This window comes from Bradyrhizobium sp. WYCCWR 13022 (assembly GCF_030435535.1).
Classification (GTDB): Bacteria; Pseudomonadota; Alphaproteobacteria; order Rhizobiales; family Xanthobacteraceae; genus Bradyrhizobium.
On sequence record NZ_JAUIZJ010000043.1, the window covers coordinates 63327 to 85504 of the forward strand.

15 protein-coding genes are annotated in these 22178 nt (G+C 60.8%); 5 read left to right on the forward strand and 10 right to left on the reverse strand.

Annotated elements, in window-relative coordinates; genetic code table 11:
- Window positions 1-109 precede the first annotated feature (109 nt).
- A complete protein-coding gene (locus QY049_RS36040; protein ID WP_301270496.1) occupies window positions 110-4048 on the reverse strand; it encodes a hypothetical protein in 3939 nt (1312 codons plus the stop codon).
- A gap of 644 nt (window positions 4049-4692) precedes the next feature.
- Here QY049_RS36040 and QY049_RS36045 point away from each other — a divergent pair.
- Together QY049_RS36045 and QY049_RS36050 are read left to right on the forward strand one after the other, a co-directional pair.
- On the forward strand, window positions 4693-4821 hold the full coding sequence (locus QY049_RS36045) for a hypothetical protein (protein WP_301270497.1): 129 nt from the start codon (window positions 4693-4695) through the stop codon (window positions 4819-4821).
- Window positions 4818-5144 carry a hypothetical protein gene (locus QY049_RS36050; RefSeq protein WP_194477240.1) on the forward strand — a complete coding sequence of 109 codons (327 nt, stop codon included), beginning with the start codon at window positions 4818-4820 and terminating at the stop codon, window positions 5142-5144. Before QY049_RS36045 ends, QY049_RS36050 begins: the two co-directional genes overlap by 4 nt.
- A gap of 34 nt (window positions 5145-5178) precedes the next feature.
- Here QY049_RS36050 and QY049_RS36055 read toward each other — a convergent pair whose 3' ends face one another.
- The 4 genes from QY049_RS36055 to QY049_RS36070 form a co-directional block, all read right to left on the reverse strand.
- Window positions 5179-6492: an MFS transporter gene (locus QY049_RS36055; RefSeq protein ID WP_258767026.1), complete on the reverse strand. Its 1314-nt coding sequence runs from the start codon at window positions 6490-6492 to the stop codon at window positions 5179-5181.
- A 295-nt stretch (window positions 6493-6787) separates the two neighbouring features.
- Entirely contained in the window at window positions 6788-8146 is a 1359-nt protein-coding gene (locus QY049_RS36060; protein WP_301270498.1) for a sigma-54 dependent transcriptional regulator, read from the reverse strand.
- Window positions 8143-9930 (reverse strand): ATP-binding protein, encoded by a 1788-nt coding sequence (locus tag QY049_RS36065; protein ID WP_258762777.1) that lies wholly within the window; start codon window positions 9928-9930, stop codon window positions 8143-8145. Before QY049_RS36065 ends, QY049_RS36060 begins: the two co-directional genes overlap by 4 nt.
- Before the next feature lie 485 nt (window positions 9931-10415).
- Window positions 10416-11183, reverse strand: coding sequence for a response regulator transcription factor (locus tag QY049_RS36070; protein ID WP_258762779.1), 768 nt, complete (start codon window positions 11181-11183; stop codon window positions 10416-10418).
- A gap of 322 nt (window positions 11184-11505) precedes the next feature.
- Between QY049_RS36070 and QY049_RS36075 the strand changes: the two genes are divergently transcribed.
- The 3 genes from QY049_RS36075 to QY049_RS36085 all read left to right on the forward strand — a co-directional run bounded on the left by QY049_RS36075 (window position 11506) and on the right by QY049_RS36085 (window position 15085).
- A complete protein-coding gene (locus QY049_RS36075) occupies window positions 11506-12273 on the forward strand; it encodes a Crp/Fnr family transcriptional regulator (RefSeq protein WP_301270499.1) in 768 nt (255 codons plus the stop codon).
- A 556-nt stretch (window positions 12274-12829) separates the two neighbouring features.
- Window positions 12830-13642, forward strand: a complete 813-nt coding sequence (locus tag QY049_RS36080; protein WP_258762780.1) for a response regulator transcription factor — start codon at window positions 12830-12832, stop codon at window positions 13640-13642.
- A gap of 57 nt (window positions 13643-13699) precedes the next feature.
- Window positions 13700-15085, forward strand: coding sequence for a polysaccharide biosynthesis/export family protein (locus tag QY049_RS36085; protein WP_258762781.1), 1386 nt, complete (start codon window positions 13700-13702; stop codon window positions 15083-15085).
- Here QY049_RS36085 and QY049_RS36090 read toward each other — a convergent pair.
- From QY049_RS36090 to QY049_RS36110, 5 genes are read right to left on the reverse strand one after another with little or no spacing between them, the layout of a single operon-like run.
- Window positions 15005-16363, reverse strand: a complete 1359-nt coding sequence (locus QY049_RS36090; RefSeq protein WP_258762782.1) for an oligosaccharide flippase family protein — start codon at window positions 16361-16363, stop codon at window positions 15005-15007. The genes QY049_RS36085 and QY049_RS36090 overlap by 81 nt on opposite strands.
- The gene (locus tag QY049_RS36095; protein WP_258762783.1) at window positions 16356-17174 is read right to left on the reverse strand and encodes a hypothetical protein; all 819 of its coding nucleotides are present in this window, start codon (window positions 17172-17174) and stop codon (window positions 16356-16358) included. The genes QY049_RS36090 and QY049_RS36095 overlap by 8 nt, the downstream gene beginning before the upstream one ends.
- Window positions 17175-17201: 27 nt before the next feature.
- Window positions 17202-18725 carry a hypothetical protein gene (locus QY049_RS36100; protein WP_258762784.1) on the reverse strand — a complete coding sequence of 508 codons (1524 nt, stop codon included), beginning with the start codon at window positions 18723-18725 and terminating at the stop codon, window positions 17202-17204.
- The gene (locus QY049_RS36105) at window positions 18709-20823 is read right to left on the reverse strand and encodes an AAA family ATPase (RefSeq protein WP_301270500.1); all 2115 of its coding nucleotides are present in this window, start codon (window positions 20821-20823) and stop codon (window positions 18709-18711) included. The genes QY049_RS36100 and QY049_RS36105 overlap by 17 nt, the downstream gene beginning before the upstream one ends.
- Before the next feature lie 3 nt (window positions 20824-20826).
- Window positions 20827-22122: an O-antigen ligase gene (locus QY049_RS36110; RefSeq protein ID WP_258762786.1), complete on the reverse strand. Its 1296-nt coding sequence runs from the start codon at window positions 22120-22122 to the stop codon at window positions 20827-20829.
- Window positions 22123-22178: the final 56 nt, after the last annotated feature.

Below are 22178 nucleotides of genomic sequence, written 5' to 3' on the forward strand. Positions count from 1 at the left end.
GCACCCAGCCCTGCCGCCTCCATGGCGAGCATCGAGCAAAATCACGACCAGCCGCTCGCGCGAGATTATCTCGCGCGGGCGGCCGGCGCTGTTTGCACGCTGGTCCTGATTACGTGAACACGAAGTATTCGCTGTGAAGGCTCGCGACCGTGGACGCCTTGATCAGGATCGTATCGTGGCTGTCCAGCGTGATCAGGACATCGGAACCCTGCTGCGTCATATGCAGATCGTTGAAGCTTGCAGCAAGCGTCGAGCTGACCGAGATCTTGTCCGTGCTGGCTGTGCTCGTGCCGTTGTTGAAGCTGTAGACCGTATCATTGCCGCCCTGATAGGTGACGGTGCCACCGTTGGTGGAGCGGAAATAGAACGTATCGTTGCCGGCGCCGCCGGCAAGCTTCAGATTGTCGGCGTAGGCATAGACTTCGTGGGCCCCGCTGGTGTGGGTATATTCGCGCATCGTCAGACTGCCGCTGGCGTTCGTCGTGTCGGTGCGGATATCGCCGGTTCCATCCTGGCTGTAATAGTCCACGGCAGCGGAGCCGTCAGCATTCACGAGCGTGTGGTTCAGGATCGCGCCCGCGCTGGAGTAGTTGGAAATCTCCTTGCTGCCGTCCGAATTGTGTTTTTCGAGATAATCGTAGCTGCCATCGGAGTGGAAGCGTTCGACCAGCGTGACATTGCCGCCGGCGTCGCTGGTCTGGTGCGTCGACGTGTAGGACTGGCCGGTGATCTGATAGGCATAGACATCCGTCGAGCCGTCCTTGTGAAGGATGCTGTCCTTTGTCAGCACGCCGCTCGTGTAGGACTTGTTCTCCGCACTACCGTCCTCGTTTGCGGTATATTCGGTCAACTTGTTGCCTGACAGCGTGTCGTAGGTCGAGGTGGTCGTACCGGTCGAGGCGACGGAGACCTCCGTGGTCAATTTTCCGGCGCCGGTGTAATAGTCGTAAAGCTTCGAACCATCCGGGTTGTAGGCCGCCTTGTAGTCGTAAGTGCCGTCGGAGTGGAAGCGTTCGACAAGCATGACATTGCCGCTGGCGTCGCTGGCTTGATGCGTCGAGGTATAGGACTGGCCGGTGATATTGTAGGCGTAGACCTCGGACGAGCCGTCCTTGTGAAGAACGTTGTCCTTCATCAGCACGTCGTTCACGTAGGTCTTGTTGTCGGCGCTGCCATCCACGTTGGCCGTATAGACGCTGAGCTTGTCGCCGGTCGTCGTGTCGTAGGTCGTCGTCGTGGTGGCGGCTGAGGTGACTGATATTTCGGAGCTGTGAGCCCCCGCGGTCGTGTAGTAGTCGTAGACCTTGGAACCGTCGGCGCCATAGGCCACTTTGTATTGATAGCTGCCGTCAGCGTGAAAGCGCTCGACCAGCGTCACCTTGCCGCTCGCGTCGCCCACCTGGTGCGTCGAGGTGTAGGACTGGCCGATGATGTTGTAGACGTAGACCTCGGATGAACCGTCCTTGTTCAGGACGTTGTCTTTCATCAGCACGCCGTTCGCATAGGCCTTGTTGTCGGCGCTGCCGTCCACATTGGCCGTATAAACGTTGAGCTTGTCGCCAGTCGTGACGTCATAGGTCGTCGTCGTCGTGGCGGTCGACGTGACCGATATGTCGGAGCTGTGAACGCCTGTGGTCGTGTAGTAGTCGTAGACCTTGGAACCGTCCGCGTTATAAACCACCTTGTACTGATAGCTGCCATCGGCATGGAAGCGCTCGATCAGCGTCACCTTACCGCTTGCATCGGCCACCTGATGCGTCGAGGTGTAGGACTGGCCGGTGATATTGTAGACGTAGACCTCGGACGAGCCGTCCTTGTTCAGAACGTTGTCCTTCATCAGCACGCCGTTCGAGTACGCCTTGTTGTCCGCACTGCCGTCCACATTGGCCGTATAGACGTTGAGCTTGTAGCCGGTCGACGTGTCATAGGTCGTCGTCGTTGTGGCGGACGACGTGACCGATATGTCGGAGCTGTGAGCTCCCGTGCTCGCATAGTAGTCGTAGACCTTGGAACCGTCCGCGTTATAGACCACCTTGTACTGATAGCTGCCGTCGGCGTGGAAACGCTCGATCAGCGTCACCTTGCCGCTCGCGTCGGCCACCTGGTGCGTCGACGCATAGGACTGCCCGCTGATATTGTAGACATAGACCTCGGACGAGCCGTCCTTGTTCAGGACGCTGTCCTTCATCAGCACGCCGTTCGTATAGAGCTTGTTGTCGGCGCTGCCGTCGGAATTGCTGGTATAAACCCGGGCCTTGTCGCCGGTCGCGGTATCATAAGTCGTCGTGACCGTGCTGGTGGACGTCACGCTGACTTCGGTGCTCAGCGCGCCGGTGCTGCTGTAGTAGTCGTAGGCCTTGGAACCGTCGGCGTTGTACGCAGCCTTGTATTGATAGCTGCCATCAGCGTGGAAACGCTCGATCAGCGTCACCTTGCCGCTCGCATCGTACGCGGTGTGATCCGACGTGTAAGACTGGCCTGTCAGGCCGTAGTGGTAATAGTCGACCCGTCCGTCAGCCAGGGCAATGCTTTTCGAGACAATGGCGCCGCTGCTGCTGACACCCCAAACGGTGGTCTCGGTCAGGGTACCGCTGGCATCAAAATCCTGTTCTTCGGTCCAGCCGGCGCCGCCCCAGGTGATCGAGAAGGAATAGCCGCCATCGATCTTCGACAGCAGGTTGCCATAGTGGGCAATGACGTATTGCATGGTTTCGGGCGACGAGACGGCCAGAACATGCGAGTCGCTCAACGTCACCTTGTCCAGTCCGGTGGCATTCACCAGAGTGTCCATCTGGGCGACGAAGTCGGCCGATGTCATCGTGAGATCGGAATTCACTGTCGTCGTGGCTTCGGCCACAGCGGATGTCGCGCCGACCTCGATGACCAACGGGTGATCGCTGAGCCCGATCTGGATCGAGCCCGTGTTGTAATACACCGCAATCGGGGCCGTACCCTTCAGCGGGTCATAGACGTAAACGGCACTTTCCACCTGCCCGAACTGAACGGTAACGGTCGTCGTCGGCGTATCGATCTCCGTCTGGGTCGCATTGTCCCATTTGAGCGTATCGGCCCAGACGACGAGGTCGCTGACGGCGCCGGACTTGTTCATCAGCATCGTATGCGTGTTGCTGGGCGCATTGGACAGCGTGTAGCTCAGATCCGCGCCGGTATAAGGGGTGCCGTTGTCACCGTGGCTCAAAATGGTCGTCAGGTTGTGGACCGCGACAGCGGCTTCCTTCGGCGTCCCGTCAGCATTGAAAAGACCGAAATGAGCTTCCTTGTCGCCACGAGACGCCGAGGATGGCGAGTCAAACAATTCGTATATATAGGTGGCGGACGAACCGTCTTCATACGCCAGGAGCAGATTGGAGAGCACAAGCTTCGCCTGTGCGTCTTCATTGACGCCGATTCCGCTGGTGCTCGACAGCGTCGTATAACCGGTCTCCGTGACGAAGACCGGATCGTTCGTCGAAATATCCTTCGCCAGAGCGAGGTCTTGCTCGACCTGACCGTCGGCAAGCGCCCCTGTCTGCACATAGACGTGTGCATTCGCCGCATCCGAATAGGCGCTCATGTCGCCAATCTGAGCGTTCATCGCCTCGGTCTGGTTTCCGATACTGAAGTTGACGACGGTGACGTCGCTGAGAACAGCGTTGGCCTTCACAGCGGCGTAAAGGGCCTCCTGGAACGCTGCCGCGCCCTCAAGCGAAGTCATCCCGTTATAGGAGAAGGAATTCAGATTGGCTTCATTGATGCCTTCGATGGACAAGACGGCGCCCGGGTGCTCAGCCTTGAACTCCGCAAGGGCAGTGATGTAGCTGGCCAGTCCGCTGCTGCCCGCCCCAGGCAGAGCATAGCTGACGCGAAAATCGAAAGAGATACCCGCGTTGGCAAGCGCGTCGACGACAGGGCTTGCGTGACCGAATGCGTTGAAAGAGTCGCGAACGTGACTGATGCCGAGATAATCCAGACTGCTGATGATCAAGCTGGAGTTGGTATAGGTGTCGACATAGCTGCCTGCGTTGGTGTTGATACCGAGGGAGTTCAAGAAACTCGATGCAGTAGTAACAGTCGCGTTTGACATGCGTAGAAAGTCCCCTTTGCCGTTGCGCGCAGACTGGCAGCCAGTTCTAAAAAACCCGCTTCAAGAAAGCTAAAATTGTGTGGCTTTCCCCATATCTTCGCCGCTCACCCTCATCGTTGAGGATGTCGTCCTCATCAAGACGCAGGTCGAACGAAAACAGGGCGGCGGGAACTGTTGCGGAGATGATACGGTGGTCGCGTCGATTCATATCGACCGAATCATATCGACCGAAGTGCCCGTCTTCTATGCACACGCATTTTGCACGCTCGTGACGGGCCGCGTCATTCTTCGGAGCGATGCTCCGCAACTGGCCACAAAAATGCGAGTCGCACCTCGCTGATCAAATCATGAGCAGTTCCAACTCGGCCCAGCCCTGAGCGTCAGGTCGACTTTCCGACATGACGGACATTCGCAATCTGGTTCAAAGACTTCGACATCGCGAAGCGCTCGGCCGATCGCTGCCTGTCAGTGCCGATGCGATGGCGACGTCACCGGGTTTCTACGGAGCCCGCGGAACACCAATCCACTGCTCGTCGCGGATGATTCGACGACGACCAGGGAACCAACGTCAAGCCCCGCCATTTCCATGGAGAGCATGGAGCAAAATCATGACCAGGCACCTGACGCGAGCCCATCTCGCGCGCGGCGTGGCCGGCGCGGTTTCCACGCTGGTCCTGTGCGCGACGGCGGCATTCACCATCGCGCATCATTTCGCGCTGGAGGGAGCATTCGCATGATGTCCGAGCCCGAGGAGTCAGTGAGGCTGCAAGGCTTCGGCGAGATGACGCTGCGCACCGCGATCGCGACGGTGATGCTGCTTGCCCCGCGCGAGCGCGCGGACGCCGCGATCTTCCGTGTCCGTGACGGCGTGCGTCTCGCCTCGCGCGAGATCGCTGAACTCGCATCGGAGTGGGGCATCACGCCGACGACCGAGATCGGATCGCCGGGGCTCGTGCCCGAGCCGCACTGGTCCGACATCCTTCGCGGCATGGTGCGCGAGGCACCGCTGCCGTCGCTGATGGTGGCGTTTTTGCTGGGTGTGCTGGTGACGCGGCGGTGAGGCTGCCCCACCGCCGACATGCCTGCCCGACCTGCTATTCGTGGCGGTCCATCGCCGACGTCGTCCTGGTATCGCGCATGGTCAGGTAGACCAGGAGCGACACCGCGATGCAGCCCGTCAGGTACCAGTAGAACCAGCTTTCGTGACCGATGGACTTGAACCACAATGCAATGGATTCGGCCGTGCCGCCGAAGATCGAGACGGTCAGCGCGTAGGGCACCCCGACTCCCGTCGCGCGTACGCTGGTCGGAAACAACTCGGCCTTCACCACCGCGTTGATCGCGGTGTAGCCTGATACGATCATCCAGGCGGCGGCGATCAGCAGGAAGGCCGAAAATGCGTCGTGAGAGGCCTGGAGCGTCGTCAGCAAGGGGATCGTGAACAGCGTGCCTGATACGCCAAAGCCGATCAGCAGCCATTTACGCCCGATACGGTCGGAGATCGCGCCGTAGATCGGCTGCAACACCATCGCGAAGACGAGACTGCCCGCCGTCACCATCGTGGTCTGGTCGTCCGTCAGCTTCACCGAGAGACGGAGAAACTTCTGCATATAGGTGGTGTAGGTGTAGAACGCCGCCGTGCCGCCCATGGTCAGCCCCACCACCAGCATCAGCTCGCGCGGATAGTTCAGCAGCGCACGAATCGAGCTGGACGTATTCACCGCGGCCCGGCTGTTCTTGAAGGCATCGGTCTCGTGAAGGTTGCTCCGCATCAAGGCTGCGACGACCGCCAGTACGGCGCCGAACGCGAACGGCACGCGCCAGCCCCAGGCGCGGATCTCGTCGGTCGAGAGAAACACCTTCTGGAGGAGGAGCAGCACGAGGATGGCGCAGAGTTGTCCGCCGATCAGCGTCACGTACTGAAAGCTGGAGTAGAAGCCGCGATTCTTCTCGTCGGCGACCTCGCTGAGATAGGTGGCGCTGGTGCCGTACTCGCCGCCGAGACTGAGCCCTTGCAGGATTCGCGCAAGGCCTAGGACTACGGGGGCAGCGAGGCCGATCGAGGCATAAGTCGGCGTCACCGCGATGATCAACGAGCCGAAACACATCATCACGACGGACAACGTCAGCGCATTGCGCCGGCCATGGCGGTCGGCGAGATGGCCGAACAGCCAGCCGCCGACCGGGCGCACCAGAAAGCCGGCTGCGAACAGCAGTGCCGCATTGAGCTGTTGCACCACCTCGTCGCCTTCAGGGAAAAACGCCTTGGCGAAATAGAGCGAGAACGCCGCATAAGCGTAGAAGTCGTACCACTCGACGAGATTGCCGACCGAGCCGACGAAGATCGCCCGCAGCCGGCGCTTCATGTCGGCGGTCGTCGCGCGCGTCTCCGTGGCGGGCTCGCCCATGGTCTGAATTGAGGCTTCCTGTGAACTCATGACGTCCTCCGGGGATTTGTTGTGCTTTGACGAAACGATCCGCTCGCTTGTTCGACCGCGAGTTGATGTCGTCCCGGAAACCGGATGGTTTCAGCGCTACTTCAGCAACGGCCGTGCCAGACGCGACGGGCGCGCGGAAACGCGGCGATTTGCGAAGAATTGCGCGGACTCTCGAGAAGGGCGCCCGAGACGAGCCAGATCGTCGGCGGGAATCCGCCGATGCGGCGGCCGCCATCGGCGGATTTCCGCCGATGGCCTTGCCGGCTCAGGGCTCCTTGCGGCCAGGCCGGGCCAGCGCGTATTTCGCCATCTTCTCGTTCAGCGTCCGACGCGGCACACCGAGCTCCTCGGTGACAGCCGCAATCGACCAATCGTGCTCACGCAGGGCGGCTTCGATCAGCGTGCGTTCATAGGCCGCGACGCGATCGGCGAGCGTCCGCTGCGGCGCGCCCGGCTCGCCGCGCCGAAGTATCTCGGCAACGCTGCGACCGGTCGCAGCGAGTCCCAGCGCATGGCGTTCGGCCACGTTCTTCAGCTCGCGTACATTGCCCGGCCAGTCGTAAGCGAGCAGCACATCGAGATCGTCCGCCCGCAGCGGCGACATCGCGCGGCCAGCGCCCCTGGCGGCGGCAGCGGCAAAATGCTCGAACAGCAGCAAGGCGTCGTTGCCGCGCTCGCGCAGCGCCGGCAGGTGGATCTCGGCCGCAGCAAGGCGGAAATAGAGATCGGAGCGGAAGCGGCCGTGGCGGCTCTCGGCCGCAAGATCGCCCTTGGCCGCCGCCACGACGCGAACATCGACGGGCAACAGCTTGTTGGAGCCGACCCGTTCGATCGTGCGCTCCTGGAGGGCGCGCAGGATCTTGGCCTGAAACGGCAACGGCATGCTCTCGATCTCGTCGAGCAACAGCGTGCCGCCGCTGGCGTGCTCGAATTTGCCGATGCGCGCGGCACGCGCGCCGGTGAAGGCCCCGGCCTCGTGGCCGAACAATTCGCTTTCGAACAGCTCGGCTGGAATCGCGGCGCAGTTCACCGCGACGAACGGCGCCTTCGCGCGCGGTCCGAAATCGTGCAGGGCCCGCGCCACCACCTCCTTGCCGGTGCCGGTCTCGCCGGTGATGATGACGTCGCGATCGTGACCGGCGAGTTCGAGCACGCTGGCGCGCACCGCTTCCATCGTCCGCGACAGGCCGATCAGGCGCGCATCGATCGCGCCGGGCGCGGCGAGACGATCCGAGAGCTGGCGGAGCTGCAATTTCAGCTGCCGCCGCTCGACCGCGCGCGCCATGACGGCCGAGAGCAGCTCGGGATCGTGAGGCTTCTGCAAGAAATCGTAGGCACCTTCGCGCATCGCGGCCACCGCGAGCGGCACGTCGCCATGCGCGGTCAGGAGCACCACGGGAATGTCGGGATCGGCACGGTGAACGTCGCGCATCAAGTCGAGCCCCGATCGCTGCGGCATGCGAAAATCCGTCAGCACCGCATCGGGCGGGATGTCTTTCACGAGGCGCATGGCTTCATTGGCGCCGGCGGCGGTGCGGACCGTGAAGCCGCCGAGCTCCAGCCATTGCCGCACCGAATGACGGACGATCTCCTCGTCGTCGACGACGAGCACGGAGCCGCTCATGCCTGCAATTCCCGTCGTTGCGCGGCCGGTGCGACGTCCATCAGCGGAATGACGACCTTGAAAGTCGTGCCCCTGCCCGGTGCGCTGTCCACCAAGATGTCTCCCCCGAACTCCCTGACGATTCCGTACGAGATCGAGAGCCCGAGGCCAAGCCCCTCGCCGATCTCCTTGGTGGTAAAGAACGGATCGAACAGCGACTTGACGTGCTCGGCCGCGATGCCGGCGCCGGTGTCGGTGATCTCGATCGCTGCGCTGGCGCCATCCCTGCCGAGCGCAACCGTAAGCAGGTGCCGCTCCGACTCGCGCATCGCATCGATCGCATTCGACAACAGATTGACCACGACCTGCTCGAGCCGGATCGGATTGGCGAAGCTGTAAAGCGACTCGGCGGGCGCGACACGCACCACCTCGATATGCTCGTGGTCGATACGATATTGCAGCAGGCGGACCGCGTTGTCGATGACGGGCGCGAGCGCGACGGCGCTGCGTGTTCCGGTTTCCTTGCGCGCAAACATGCGCAAGTGGTCGATCAGCGCCATCATGCGCTCGGCAATCGACGACATCAGGTCGAGGTTTTCAGCCGCGCGATCGACCTCGTTGCGGCGGAGCAGGACGCGGCTGCTCGCGACGTAGGTGATCAGCGCCGCCAGCGGCTGGTTGATCTCGTGCGCGACACCGGCAAGCGCCTGGCCGAGGCTGACGAGCTTGGCGCTCTGCACGAGGCTCTCGAGGGTCCGGCGCAGCTCTTCCGTACGCTCGGCCACCCGACGTTCGAGAACGTCGTGCGCCTCGAGCTTGGTCCTTATGACCTGACGCCGCTGATAGGCCACCAGCACCACCAGCAGCAATGCGACGAGAGCGGACACACCGGCGATCGCGACAGTTGCCGCGTTGCGTCGTGCCTCCACGACGTCAGAGAACAGCAGCAGCTTCCAGCCCTGGTCGCGCGGATGGATCTGAAGCGCGTACTCCCCGAGCGCGGTATTGCCGCGGCCGCGCGCGTGACCGACCTGCATGCGTTGACGGTCGCCCGTGGGCACGAAGACCGGCGAAGCGTCGATGGCCTGACCGAATTGCTGCACGGCATTCAGCTCCGCGAGGCGCTCGGCGGGAACCGGCACCAGCGGCCGATATTTCCAATCCGCGCGGCTGGCGAGAAAGATCACGCCATTCTCATCCTCCATCGCCACGAGATCGCCGGCACGCGCCCAGTCGGCCTCGAGCGCGCTGAGATCGATCTTGACCACGGCGACGCCGAGGGTCTTGCCGCCATCCGTGATCCGATGCGACAGGAAATAGCCGGGCTGTCCGGTCGTGGCACCAACGGCGTAATAGTGGCCCTCGCCGGACCGCATGGCGTCGGCGAAGTAGGCGCGGAACGCATAGACGTGCCCGACGAAACTCGAGGGCTGATCGTAGTTGCTCGCCGCCAGCGCGAGGCCGGCGCTGTCGAGCACATACAGCTCCGCGGATCGCGCACCCTGGTTGAGGGATTTGAGATAGCGATTGGCAGCGGCGATCGCCGCGGCATCCCGTGGATCGCGGTAGAGCTCGCGAATGGGATCGGCGAGCGACAGCACCGCCGGCAGATAGCGATAGCGCGCGACGGTCGCATCGAAGGTGCTGGCGATCAGCGCAAGCCGGTCATTGGCCTCCCGCTGCATGCGTGCAAAGGCGGCATCGAGCGCCAGCACGTAGGCCAGCCAACCCGCCGCCGCGATCGCCGCAAGCGCAGATACTGCGATCAGCGCGTGTCGCAGCGGAACTGGACGAGGAGGTTGCATCGAGGCTCCGGATCGAGACGATATCGCTAGGTAGCACATCGCAAGACCCGCGCCGCTGCGATCGCAGTGCGTCAAGGCAGCCTTGGGAAGCCGTGCCCGCTGACGTGCCAAAGCGGCCGTGGCTCGAAATCGTTGCAAAGGGGGCCCCAGGCGCTGGCGGCCGACCCGCCAAGCCTCTGGAAAGCTTCGCCTTTTGTAAGAACGGTCAGGGGCAGAATTCGAACCTGCGCCCCCTGCGTCCCGAACGTAGGCAGCAGATCAAAAGATCAGCCAAGAACCATGAGCTTTGCTCGCGATTGACCGCCTCTGTCGCCATTTTTTCACGGGGATTCGGTGGTCGGACATCTCGCACGCTTCGATGTGAGGTCACGCTGACCCACTCGAGCAATTCGCCGAAATGAGCGTTCGCTTTAGGCGATTTGGCGAGGTTGCACGGCAGCGCCGTACCAAGCGTTGCCGCACGCCCCGCGGCTGCGCGCGAAATCTCATACGCGACGGTTCGCCACCTGTTGTGTTTCGTGCTGCTGCTCGTGGCTTTGTGAATAGTGCAAAACTCTGCTTGCAAACACGTAGCCCACGCCTCGGACACTCTTGATCAAACGCGGCTCATCAACGGACCGCTCGAGCTTCCGCCTTAGTCGCGCGATATGGCCATCGACGGTCCGGTCCAGTGGCGACCACTCGTGGCCCATCAAAGCCCGGCAGATCTCCTCGCGCGAGAGAACGCGCGCTGCGTTCTGAACGAGAAGCAGCAGCAATCGATACTCAAAATCGGTGAGGGCAACCACGTCCCCGTTGGCTCGCCGTAGTTCGCGCGCCTCGGTGTCGATCACGCAATGGTCGAATTCGTAATGGCTGTGACCTGCGGTGCTCTTCCGCTCCACCAACCGATGATCGTACCGCTTCAGGACATTGCGGATCCGCAAGAGAACCTCGCGAACATGGAACGGCTTGGTGATGTAGTCGTCGGCCCCGTACTCGAGGCCGGCAATGCGATCCGGCGATCCGTCCAGGCCCGTGATAATGACGACCGGGGTATTGTGCAGCGCACGCATTTCTCGCGCAAACTCGAGCCCGTTCTCGTTGCCGAGACGCAAATCGAGCGTGATGAGATCGACGTGGTTATGGCGAACGTGATGCAGCGCGCGCGCTTTGTCAGACGCATCCAGAACGGTAAAATGATCCTCTGCCAGAGCCTGACAAAGCACTCTCCGGACTTCTGGGTCGTCGTCAACGATGAGAATTGTCGGCATGGCCTGAGACATGCTTCGCAATATAATCAGCTAAAAACCAACATAGGTAATACCAAGGATAGTGAGCAATGCTGATCTATGTCAAGAAAGTGCGCACCGCCTCTCGGCGCCGCCCTTTGAATTGCCTCTAGATCGGCAAGGATTCTGCCTTCGGGGTCGATCAGCCTCTCGGCATGATCCCTGAGGTCGAAAAAAAGCCGGCCATTGAGCTTACTCCCACCTGAAGCAAGGGCACCCGCCTATGGGAATTAATCCTTGATATACATTGCACGACCAAACGCATGGCAACAATAGAGAGTTCGCCTCCTGTTAAACGACGCTCATGAGCCTCAGAACGCCGGCCGAGGACCCTTCCCTCGACAAACTTGTGAAACGATTGCGCTTGCATTCACCGTTATCGGAACGGGATGCGCACGCTATCAGAGAATTGCCGCACAGGGTAATGGAGCAGCGGGTCAATTCTTACCTGGTTAGAGAAGGCGACCGGACAACGGAGTGCGCCGTTCTGATTTCGGGGTTTGTTCATCGCTTCAGAGTGACGGCGGAGGGACAGAGACAGATTCTGTCGCTTTACGTGCCGGGAGATCCGATCGACTTCGACCACCTGTATTTTCCGGTCGCCGACGATAGCCTGCAAGCAGCTCGCCACTCGACGTTGGCCTATATCGATCAGGAGCATCTACGCGAGTTGATGGATGACTCTCCCGCGATCTCAACAGCCGTAACTCGCGCACTGTTGGTCGACAGCTCGATTTTCCGTGAATGGACGGTCAACGTGGGCCGTCGAGATGCGCAAACAAGAATTGCACACTTGTTGTGCGAACTATCCTTGCGGCTCCAGGCACAAGGGCTCGACTTCAACGAGGTTGCCTTGCCTTTGACGCAAGCCGAGATGGCCGACGCAACCGGCCTTTCTACCGTTCACGTCAACCGCATTCTAAAATCGCTCAAGGCCAAAAAATATATCCAAAGGGAGGGCGGTTTGGTGATGTTGCCAGACCCCTCTGCGCTCAGGCCCATCGCCGGGTTCGATGATCGCTACCTTCATTTCAACTCTGACCCTGTCAATCATGAACGCCCCAAGAACTGACGCTCGTCGTGCTACGCAACCCAGGTCTCGACAGCAAGCCGGTGGTCCGAAAGCCGAGGTTCAGCGGTTGGCTCTACTTCGATACGAGTTCCGATCGGATAGTTCTCGGTTCGGGCGGCTGGGTCTTCCTCCAAGCAAGCACGCCAGAGCATGTGCAGCATTTCTAGCTCCATCAGCATTGGCCGAGTAGCTTTCCGCGGCAATTTGTCCAAAGCGGCAATTTGTCCAAACTGGAATGAAGCAACATCCCTTTTGCAAGGTACTGAATCCGAACAATTCATCGATGCGCCGGAGAATTGTGCAGTTTTGTGCGCCTACTCAAACACGTATATGGATATCAAGAATTAGGTGATAATATTCATAAATAATTCACAATCTCATTGGGCGTGCTTTTTCAATCAGCCACGACACCGTCCGCCATTGAGCCCACGGGCGAAGCGAGAAAGGAGGTGGATTCCGAACCCGACGACTCCAGCTTGAATTTCGAGCCGTACTTCAATTCGTGCCGGCCGCTTATGTAAATTTTGGAGTCTTGTGTAAATTTTGGAGTATTGCCATGAGGCGTCGCACCCCTTTCGCGACCGTCCTAGTCGGACAAACCAGCTTACTTCGAGAAGGCATTGCCAGAATTCTAAGAGAAGCCGATTTCCGGGTACTAACCTCAGTATCGAGCGCCGATGAATGGATTGCCAGCAACCTCCAGCCTGAGCAAGTTCTATTCGTTGTCGTTCACGTTGGCGATGACTTTGGATACGCTGTAGAGCAGATCGAGCTTTTCCGAAGCCGTCATGCGAACTGCCGCATAGCAATCGTGACAGAGCGCTATCAACAGGATGACCTTGTCCTGGCCTATAACGCAGGTGCCCGCGGCTATTTCGTCGACGTCACGACCTGCGACGTGTTCATCAAGTCGCTCGAATTGGTGATGATGGGTGAGACGATCGTTCCTCCAGCCTCGCTGTCCTTTGCACTCACTTCCGAAAGCCAGCATCGTGGCGTGCACGCCTCTCTCGTCGGTCACGGTGAAGCCGATCCCGTCAAGTGCGACGATATCATTGCGCCGCAGCTCTCGCCTCGCGAAACAATGATCCTGCGGTGTCTGATCGAAGGCGATTCCAACAAGACGATTGCGCGAAAGATCGACATCGCCGAAGCAACCGTAAAGGTTCATGTCAAAGCTATCCTTCGCAAGATCCGGGTTCAAAACCGCACCCAGGCGGCCATTTGGGGAATAAATAACGAGCTTATGGCGCGCGCCTCGAGGGAGACCTCCCAGCCGGCTGGTGTGAATGGTGGTCGCTATTCCCCGCAAGCGCTCGCCGAGCTCGACGCTTCCAAGCCGCTAATCGTTGATCGCAAACTAGGCTGAGGCTCCGGAGATTCGCGTGCTTCGACAAGTGATCGACGTGAAAGCAGGAGAACAGCCATGCTCGACGAGCAATCGCCTCTTGGAAAGGCGCTCGTAACGACCGACAGGCGCCGTGACGGAATTTATGCGGTCGGAATCCTGCTGACCGCCGCTGTTTTGTTTGAAGCCTCGATAACGCCGGCCAAAGCCGACTATCACCTGCAAGCGGGAGACACAGTCGAGATTTCCGTTGCCACGGTACCCGAACTCAAACAGCGGGTTCGCATCGGGCCGAACGGAACGATATCATTTCCCCTCCTCGGTCAGATGACCGTGGCGGGCCTCTCCGGAGCCGAATTTCAGGCCAAGGTACAGGCGTCCCTTGCCGCGAAGGCTGTCCGGCAGAGAACACCAGACGGGCGCGAGAGCTCCGTCACGATCGATCCCGACGAAGTGACCGCAACCGTGGTCGAATATCGGCCGGTCTACATCAACGGCGATATCGCCAAACCGGGCGAAGTCGCCTTTCGCCCCCTGCTAACCGTGCGGCAGGCCGTTGCGCTGTCGGGTGGCTACGACATCGTTCGCCTTAGAATGAACAACCCGATACTCGAGTCGGCGGACCTGCGGGGCGAGTACGAAGCGCTTTGGACCGAGTTCGCTAAGGAACAGGCCCATGTCTGGCGGCTGAGGCAAGAGCTGGGACAGGATCCACGCATTGATCGCAATTCGTTGCTCGATGTTCCGATTCCCCGGTCGACGGCGCTCGACATCATCAACGTGGAAACCGACCAACTCAGGACGCGGCAAGCGGATGCACAAGCCGAGAGAACCTTCCTGGAGCACGCCATCACCGAGGCCGATGAACAAATCCGCGTCCTCTCCGAGCAACAGAAGACGGCAGAACAGGCAAACCAGGCCGACACCGAAGACTTTGAAAAGGCCAAGGACCTCTTCAGCCGCGGCAACATCACCAATATACGCGTCAGCGATGCGCGACGCGCCATGCTTCTTTCGTCCACACAGAGGCTGCAGACCGCCGCTCAGTTCATGCAGACCCAGCGGCAGCGGGACGACTACGTTCGACAGCTCGAGAAGCTGGACAGCCTGCGCAAGAGCGAGATGCTGCGCGAACTGCAGGACGCCGTCGTTTCGCTCAGCAGAATTCGCTCCAAGCTACAGAGCACTGGCGAAAAGCTCCAATACGTTGCCCTAGCCAAATCGCAGCTTGCAGGCGGAGTGGGCAGCAAACCCTCGATTACGATCATCCGGACCGGGGCGAAGGGCAACGAGCCGGTGGCCGCAGATGAGGATTCCGCGCTCCAGCCGGGCGACGTGATCGAGGTGGCCCTCCACGAGGCGCCAGCTACCGCCCCGACGGACTCAGCAAGCGCGTTCGGGTCCCGCCAAGACCGATCGCTTGTGCAAGGAGCTCCGAAGCTTGGCGAGTATGCCCGGCAGTAGATCGAGGCGTCGCCACAGGAACAGCGCCATCACGGCATTCCAGATGACCAGCGACACGGCCGTACCGATCGCCGCGCCGTTCAAGCCAAACGCTGAAATGAGTACGGCGCTTACGCCTGCATTGACGATCGTACAGGAGGCGAGCAGCACCGCCGCACTGCGTTCGTGGCCCGTCATCGTCATAACGTACAACTGCGAGCCCGCGCTGGCGGTCAGGACCTGAGCGATGAGAAGAATACGAATTGCCGGGGCGCCAACCTCATAGCCGGCACCGAACCAGGCGAGAAGAGGGTCGGCAAGCACAAAGAGCAAGGTGGCAATGCACAATCCCGCCAAGAACGTCCATGCGGAAATCGTGGTGATGAGAATCTGCATGCCCGCCCTGTCTCCGCGAGTATTGAGATTGGATATGGCAGGCGCAAACAGCGTGTTCATCGCAATTCGCGGCAACGTGACGACAAGAGCAATATTGAAGGCCAGGCTATAGATCCCCGCATCCTTGGTACTCGTGATCCAGCCCAACAACATGACCCCGGTGCGATTCAGCAGGGATTCGGTTGCACCGAGTATCAACAGTGGAATGGCAGCCCTTCGCCAGGCTGCGGCATCGTACGCTGGCAGGATGCCGACGATAGCGCGCGGACGGCGATTGCGCATCGCGAATCCCGCGCAAATCAAGCCGAATGTCGAACTGATCAGCGTAGCCACCATCACGAACGGCGCGTTGATCGTCCATCCCACGCCCAATGTCGCGACCGCCACGAGGGCGATGAGCGTGCCATCCCGAACCACACGATCGGGCACGAGAGCCGAAACTACGCCGCCGAACGCGCGCACCGCGGAACACCGAATTCGCACCAGCGCCAGAACAGGCACCAGCGCAAAGCCCACGAGAAAGGTTCTTCGCAATTCGGTGGACGGCACAAATCGTTCGACGAAGAGCACGCCGACCAGCATGACCAAGCCGCCTACCAGAATTGCTCGCCTCTGTGCATACTGAATGACACCTCTCAAAAGCGGCCAGTCCCGTTCGGCCTCGTAAGCAGGAACGAAACGCAGAAGCCCAACGTCGAAGCCGAGGGTCGCAAGGTAAGCCAGAACCACCATCCATGCGAAGACATAGGCATACGTGCCATACGTCTCCACTCCCACCGTACGTGCGACAACGAGCTGCGAACAATAAGTCAGCCCAAAACCCAGACCATAAACGAAGAATGCGGCGACTCCGCCGCGGGCGACCCGGTTGACCGGAGCGCTTTCAGGCTTCCATTCACTCATATCCATCTCCGGCACGAAACGGAGCAACCGCCCTCACCGCTGGCCTCAAGGCGTTGTTCTGCGTGCAGCTCTGAAGTCTGCTCGTGACTTCCCTTTCGATCCTGCACACGCTCTCTTCGAGAGAGCTCTGATCGACAGACGAAGCGCTCAACACGGATCGCCCCTGCTGCTGCAACACATCGGACAGGCGGTCAACCATCTGTGCCGATGCGAGGCTTCTACTCAAATTCGGCTCGAACAACTGCTCGAGCGCACTTTGAACGTTTTGTCGATCGTGCAATCGCGCCTTCAGCAGATCGAGGGGAGCGATCAAGCGGACCAAAAGGTCGGATTTCGGCGCCCAGGCGAGCGCGCTGCCAATCAACGTATCGTCAACGCCGCCGGCGAGCAGCGCCAATGAACATACGGCCTGCACAAAAGCCTGATCGAACAATACGACATGAGCGGCACCTGCCTTTTCATGCCAGGAATGAGACAGGCGCAAAGCGTATTGAGCCATCTTGAAGGAGGCGAAGACGCTGGCCGGCGGAAGCGACCGCACCAAATGAGCTGCAGTCCTCACGTCACGAGCGTTGACCAGGGGATGACGCGCAATCACCAGCATCTCTACAAGCGGCCGCCTCAGCCGCATCGCCAGGTACCGGTATTGCGCTGCCGGCGTCATGCGCGGAGCGGGCGGCTGAAGATGTTCGACTGGCCGATAGCTGAGTTTGAGCTCGGCACGAAGGCCGCGTTCCTGAAGTCGCTTTGCGAGCGCATGCGCAAACGTCGTTTTGCCGGCTCCTGGAGGACCAAACAGCTCGACGATCATCTCTGCCGTGCTCCCTTCCTGCCACCTTCAGATCAGGCGCCAGATCTCACGCTTGATCGTACGGATGACGTCGGCAAGCGGCCGTTGAGCGTCAACCCGCACGACGCGAGCCCCGCGGAACTCAAGCCGCTCCAGACCGGCAATCCTCTCGCGGATCACCGCCGGATCCATGCTCGGCTCCCGCCTCGCAGCGGTTTCAGGCGTCACCACCAGCTTAATCACCAGATCGGGTGGGAGGCGCTCGGCCAGGACATATGCATCGCCCTCAAACCGGCGCAGCCAGAGCGGCGCCGCCTTCAGACGCGTCAGGAGCGGTCCATCGTTGAAGCCCGGGATCTGGTTTTGCGGGTAGCGATCGGTAAGAATGACCAGTCCGCGATTGGCTCCGCGCCATGCCGCCGCGAGCTTGTTCCGCTTGTCGGCCGCCACGGCCACGGCCCAGACCGACAGCAACAGCGAGTAGAGTAGTCCAGGTGGGCGGCCAGATTTCCTCCCGTGCGACGAACAGTTCGGCTTGTTTCGAACGAAACGCATGGCCATGGGCATCATCAGCTTGAGCGGCCAGAGAAACCACGATGGTCGGCCGTCACCGGTGCCGAAATAAAGGGGCAGAATGTCGATCTTCGCGGAAAGCCACGCACGTATGGTTGATACCGACGTGCTCTTTCCGCTGCCATCGACACCAACGATCGCCACCACCCAACCGCCGCCGGGTGTACGCCGGTTCCAAGGCCTCGGCGCATGGAAGACCCGCTTGTTCAGGACCGCGCCTGCCCAGCGCAAGCTCCGACCGAAAGAGCGTAGCCGCGCCTCGAGGGCATTGTAACCGCGATACGGGGCACAGTAGTTTCGTATGCGCCGGCGAAGCTGCGTCCGTTTCTCCAACGGCTTCGGGTCGTAGAATGCGTCCACCACTAGCTCGGCGAGATCATCGTTCAGTAGCTCGGCGGCATGGGCGCACAACGCCGAACGCTCGACGCGGCCGACCAGATCGAGCCGGTCCAGGGCGAACTTGCGCGTCGTTGCGCGCCATAAGCAGAGGGTGATCAGATCCAGCCGTGTGAGTTCGAGACAGGCGCGTATGACCAGCAGCACCGCTTCACTTGACGGATCGAGTATTCGGATCGGCAGTGATGAATGAAGGAGCGCCCGATCCAGGAACGCTGTTTCCCATCGAATGCAGTAGTTCTTGAGCGCCCGCTCACCGACAATCAGCGACGAATGAAGGTGAAGATGGAGCAAGCGACCACTGGGTTCGTCGAAACCGAGAAAGTTGAGCGTAGCCGGGTGATCGCGGTCGCCCACGACCGGGAATGACTTGAAATCCAGCGCGAGCAGAATCTGCTGGGCGCGATGCACTTCAGCCCTTGCCACGAGCAGATCGAGATCACCTTCGCCCGCAAGCACCTGATGGAGGCGCCTGCTGCTCTTCCAGTAGCAGTACGACACTTGCTGGCGATGAAACTCGTTCAGGACACCCAGCAGGGCGAGCGGGATCGCGGGGTCGGCGCCCGATCGAGGAATAGGCTCAATTTCACGGAGAGCGTCCATCTGTCCCTTCTCCTGCCGACTCCAGTCCGGACACCTGACCGGCTTTGGGATGCCCGGCCGCGGCTTCTCGGACTGGATTCACGGACATGTCGCGGGGTGGCGTTCGCCATCTCCAGGTAGCAACCTTGGTCCGCCCCCAATTCAAGGCAAGAGCGGAATAGTACTTCTTGTGCCTGACCATGAACTCGCCGACATCGCCGTAACGATATCGGGCGTGCTCTCTGAGATCGACCCGCGACAACACGGACATTGCGAAATCGCCGCGCGCACTATCGAGGCAGCCCGCTTCGCGTAGCAGGCTTACCGCGTTACGACTTAACTCGCGCCTCGTGCTGCCCCATTTCACGACGAACAGAAGTTTGTCGGCGACAGCCGGAAGCAGCCGGGCCTCGACGGCGCCTAGCACGGGTGGACCGTCAATAATCACTGCGTCGTAACGCTCGCGCATTTGACGGACGAATCCGCGCAGCTGCTCGGATGCGAAGAGCGTCAGCGGGTCTGTGCGGCCCCTGACCAGCGGAAGAAGATCAACACGAGAAAGAAGGTCGACGCGCGCTTCCGTGAGTCGCCGTACGAGTTCGGCGGAGGAGAGATTCTCCGGGAGCGCATTGACCGTTCCTGTCGCATTGCCGAGCGGCGAACCGGGCCGCGGATCAAGACCGATCAGAAGCACGCGACGCCCAAGCGCTCCCAGATAGGCCGCAAGGCTCATCGCCAGCGTGGTCTTGCCTTCTCCGGGGATGCTGGAGCAGACCAACACCACCTTGGAGTTGCGCGACGGAGTGGCAAGCTCCAGTGGAGCGATGACCGATCGTATTGCCTCCGCGTACCGTGAGAATGGCTCCCGCAGGAAGTAGCGGTCGGGACGCACGGCGTTCCGGTGCGAAATCCTCGGTATGAGCGCGACACAGGGCATACCGAGCACGTCGGCCGTCTCCTGCTGATCCCGTAGCCTACGGTCGAGCCGCTCACGAACGACCGCCAGCCAGCATCCGAGGATTGCAAACAGGATGAACGACGGAACGACGAAGAGAATCGGATTGTGGGAGCTGGGTCTGGTCGGCACTCCCGCCAGAATCAGCTGGATTCCCACCTCGGATGAGCTTTCCTGCTGATCACGCAAGGCTTTTCTGGCACGCAACAAGCTGTCATAGCGCTGCGCACTGCTACTGGCGTGCCGCAACAGCTCACGCAATTGCGAGTCGGCCAGCTGTTCCGGATCTGCGCCATCCTGCCTCGCGCCTCGTTTCTGTCGCACCGCCTTCTGCACCGTCTCGGCGGCCTTCTCCGCCTCGTACTTTGCCTCCGCAACCCGATCATCCATCTGCGCCAGCTCGTGGCTTGCGGACGCTTCCTTCCTCGCCGTCAACTCGTCAACGTAGAGCTGGACGATGCGATTGGCGAACGCCGCTGCCCTCTGAGGACTTGGCGATGTGAACGCAACGGAGATAACGCGGGATCGACGCTCCTGGATGACCACCGTGTTGCGTCTGAATTCCTCGAAACGGGGCACCGTACGGCTCCCACCCTTTCGAAGTTCGCCAATCCAGACGCCCAGGCGCCGCTTGAGTTCCGTCAACCCCAGCGTTTCCGTCGCAGGATCGATCGACGGAGCCGTCACAGCCGTGCGCGGCACATCGCGCGCCCCATCCAAGTCCGGCTCCGCATTGATCGCGTTGCGCGTTTCGGCTCGGAACTCCGGATCCTGCGAGAGACTTTCGATGACTCGTTGCAGATGATCGGGAGAACTCAGCAACGTCACATGGGTATCGATGCTCACGTCGATTGCCGATACGCCCGGTGCGCTCTCGGCGGCGGGGACGGGAGCCTCGACCACAAGCTGGGCCGTCGCGGTATATTTGGGTGCGATCAAGAGCCCAATGACGATTGCGAGCAGCATCCCGATCAAGGCGATCGACGTGATCATTCCGCTGCGGCGGCGCAGGATTGCGGCTATATGACCGAAGTGGAGGTCATTGGTCGAGCCGGAGCTGCCGCCTGACTCGACACCGGCTCCCTCATGCTCACCGATGCGCACGTCATCCACGTGAGCAGTCTTCCCGCTCGCTGCACGGTCGTCTGGACGCACGCGCAACATCGCTCAGCCTCCTCTTGCAGCCGGTACCCTTCGTGGAGCGATCAAACATAGCGAAATCGCAAACCAGAAGATCGGATGTCGCACGTCGAAATGAAAGCCGATGAATATGGCCAGCCCGCAGACCAGCGCCGTCAGGGCATCCTGTTCGGCTCTCCGCGTCGCCAGGAGGGTCACCGCCAGCAACCAGCCGAAGTTAAGGACCGCGATGAACCCGCCCTGGACAAAGAGATCCAGAAAAGTGTTGTGCGCTTCGAAATTCGGGATCACCCCGAACTTCGGGTGCTCCTCATGTTTCGGAGCATTCGTGGAATCGCGTCGGCCCGCCACTATGGACTGCGGAATTTCGAGATGCGGACCGGGTCCAAGGCCCAGCAGACCTGCGTCGATTCCACGGCGGAGGGCACCGTTCCATACCTCGAACCGTAGCCGGGCAGTCTCGTCCGTGTCGCGACCGCCGCCGCCCTTGGTCATTCCCTTGGCGAAATCCTCAAGCTCGGCAGCAAGCGTGGACCCGAGTGGCGTGGCGTAAGCTATGGTCAGCGGCAGGGCCATAACAAGGAGCCAAGCAAACGCAGAGCGCAGGAGCATTTTTCGCTCGCGCGACATCAACCATTTCCAGAGCTTGAAAACCCCGAAAATGGGCCCGGCCGCAAGCAGCACCAGCAGGAACGCATCGCTCTTCGTAAGCCGGCCTACGATGATCGCGACCATCATGCAAATCAGAGCAGTGATCCGCTCTCCATGTCGACGCGCAGAATCGGCCAGATGCAACGACAGTGGAACGAGCACCGCACAGTACAGCGCAAGCTGATTGGAGTTATCGCTGAAACCACGAAAGCGATCCCATTCCCATGTATCGTATCCGCCGGGGTCGAGCAGCCCCCAGCCGAACGCGACCTGGATGATCAGCCACGCCGCTCCAAGCGTCGCCGACAGCCAGGCGATCCGTTGAAGACGAGCCGCGGCGCCGGGTTCGACAACCATCAAGCCGCTCAGCGCCGCCGCCAGAAGATAAGCCCCGATGTCATGCGCAAACAGTGCCGGATCGTGACGGTCGCCGAGCACGTAGGCGGTCATCGTGCCGATGCAGAGGGCCACCGCGAATAGGAGCCAGAAAGTGAGCAACCGTGACAATGCCGGCGTCAACGGAGGACCAAGCCGAGCTATCTCTCTGGAGAACGTCAACAGGACCCAGACGAGCAAGCAAATCTCGGCAGGTCCGACGGGAGCACCATCCGGTCTCAACTGGGATGCGGTCGACAGCAACAGACCGACCGTCAGCAGCAAGTCCAACGCCACGCTAGTCTCCCGAGCACAAGTCCAACGCGGCTCGTCCACGCCCCGCGCAGATCTGA

What these genes read in the sequence shown, in the direction of transcription:
- QY049_RS36045 (WP_301270497.1), top strand. Translation starts at nt 4,693, where the DNA reads ATGACCAGGCACCTGACGCGAGCCCATCTCGCGCGCGGCGTGGCCGGC.
- QY049_RS36050 (WP_194477240.1), top strand. Translation starts at nt 4,818, where the DNA reads ATGATGTCCGAGCCCGAGGAGTCAGTGAGGCTGCAAGGCTTCGGCGAG.
- QY049_RS36055 (WP_258767026.1), bottom strand. Translation starts at nt 6,492, where the DNA reads ATGGGCGAGCCCGCCACGGAGACGCGCGCGACGACCGCCGACATGAAG.
- QY049_RS36060 (WP_301270498.1), bottom strand. Translation starts at nt 8,146, where the DNA reads ATGAGCGGCTCCGTGCTCGTCGTCGACGACGAGGAGATCGTCCGTCAT.
- QY049_RS36065 (WP_258762777.1), bottom strand. Translation starts at nt 9,930, where the DNA reads ATGCAACCTCCTCGTCCAGTTCCGCTGCGACACGCGCTGATCGCAGTA.
- QY049_RS36070 (WP_258762779.1), bottom strand. Translation starts at nt 11,183, where the DNA reads ATGCCGACAATTCTCATCGTTGACGACGACCCAGAAGTCCGGAGAGTG.
- QY049_RS36075 (WP_301270499.1), top strand. Translation starts at nt 11,506, where the DNA reads ATGAGCCTCAGAACGCCGGCCGAGGACCCTTCCCTCGACAAACTTGTG.
- QY049_RS36080 (WP_258762780.1), top strand. Translation starts at nt 12,830, where the DNA reads ATGAGGCGTCGCACCCCTTTCGCGACCGTCCTAGTCGGACAAACCAGC.
- QY049_RS36085 (WP_258762781.1), top strand. Translation starts at nt 13,700, where the DNA reads ATGCTCGACGAGCAATCGCCTCTTGGAAAGGCGCTCGTAACGACCGAC.
- QY049_RS36090 (WP_258762782.1), bottom strand. Translation starts at nt 16,363, where the DNA reads ATGAGTGAATGGAAGCCTGAAAGCGCTCCGGTCAACCGGGTCGCCCGC.
- QY049_RS36095 (WP_258762783.1), bottom strand. Translation starts at nt 17,174, where the DNA reads ATGATCGTCGAGCTGTTTGGTCCTCCAGGAGCCGGCAAAACGACGTTT.
- QY049_RS36100 (WP_258762784.1), bottom strand. Translation starts at nt 18,725, where the DNA reads ATGGACGCTCTCCGTGAAATTGAGCCTATTCCTCGATCGGGCGCCGAC.
- QY049_RS36105 (WP_301270500.1), bottom strand. Translation starts at nt 20,823, where the DNA reads ATGTTGCGCGTGCGTCCAGACGACCGTGCAGCGAGCGGGAAGACTGCT.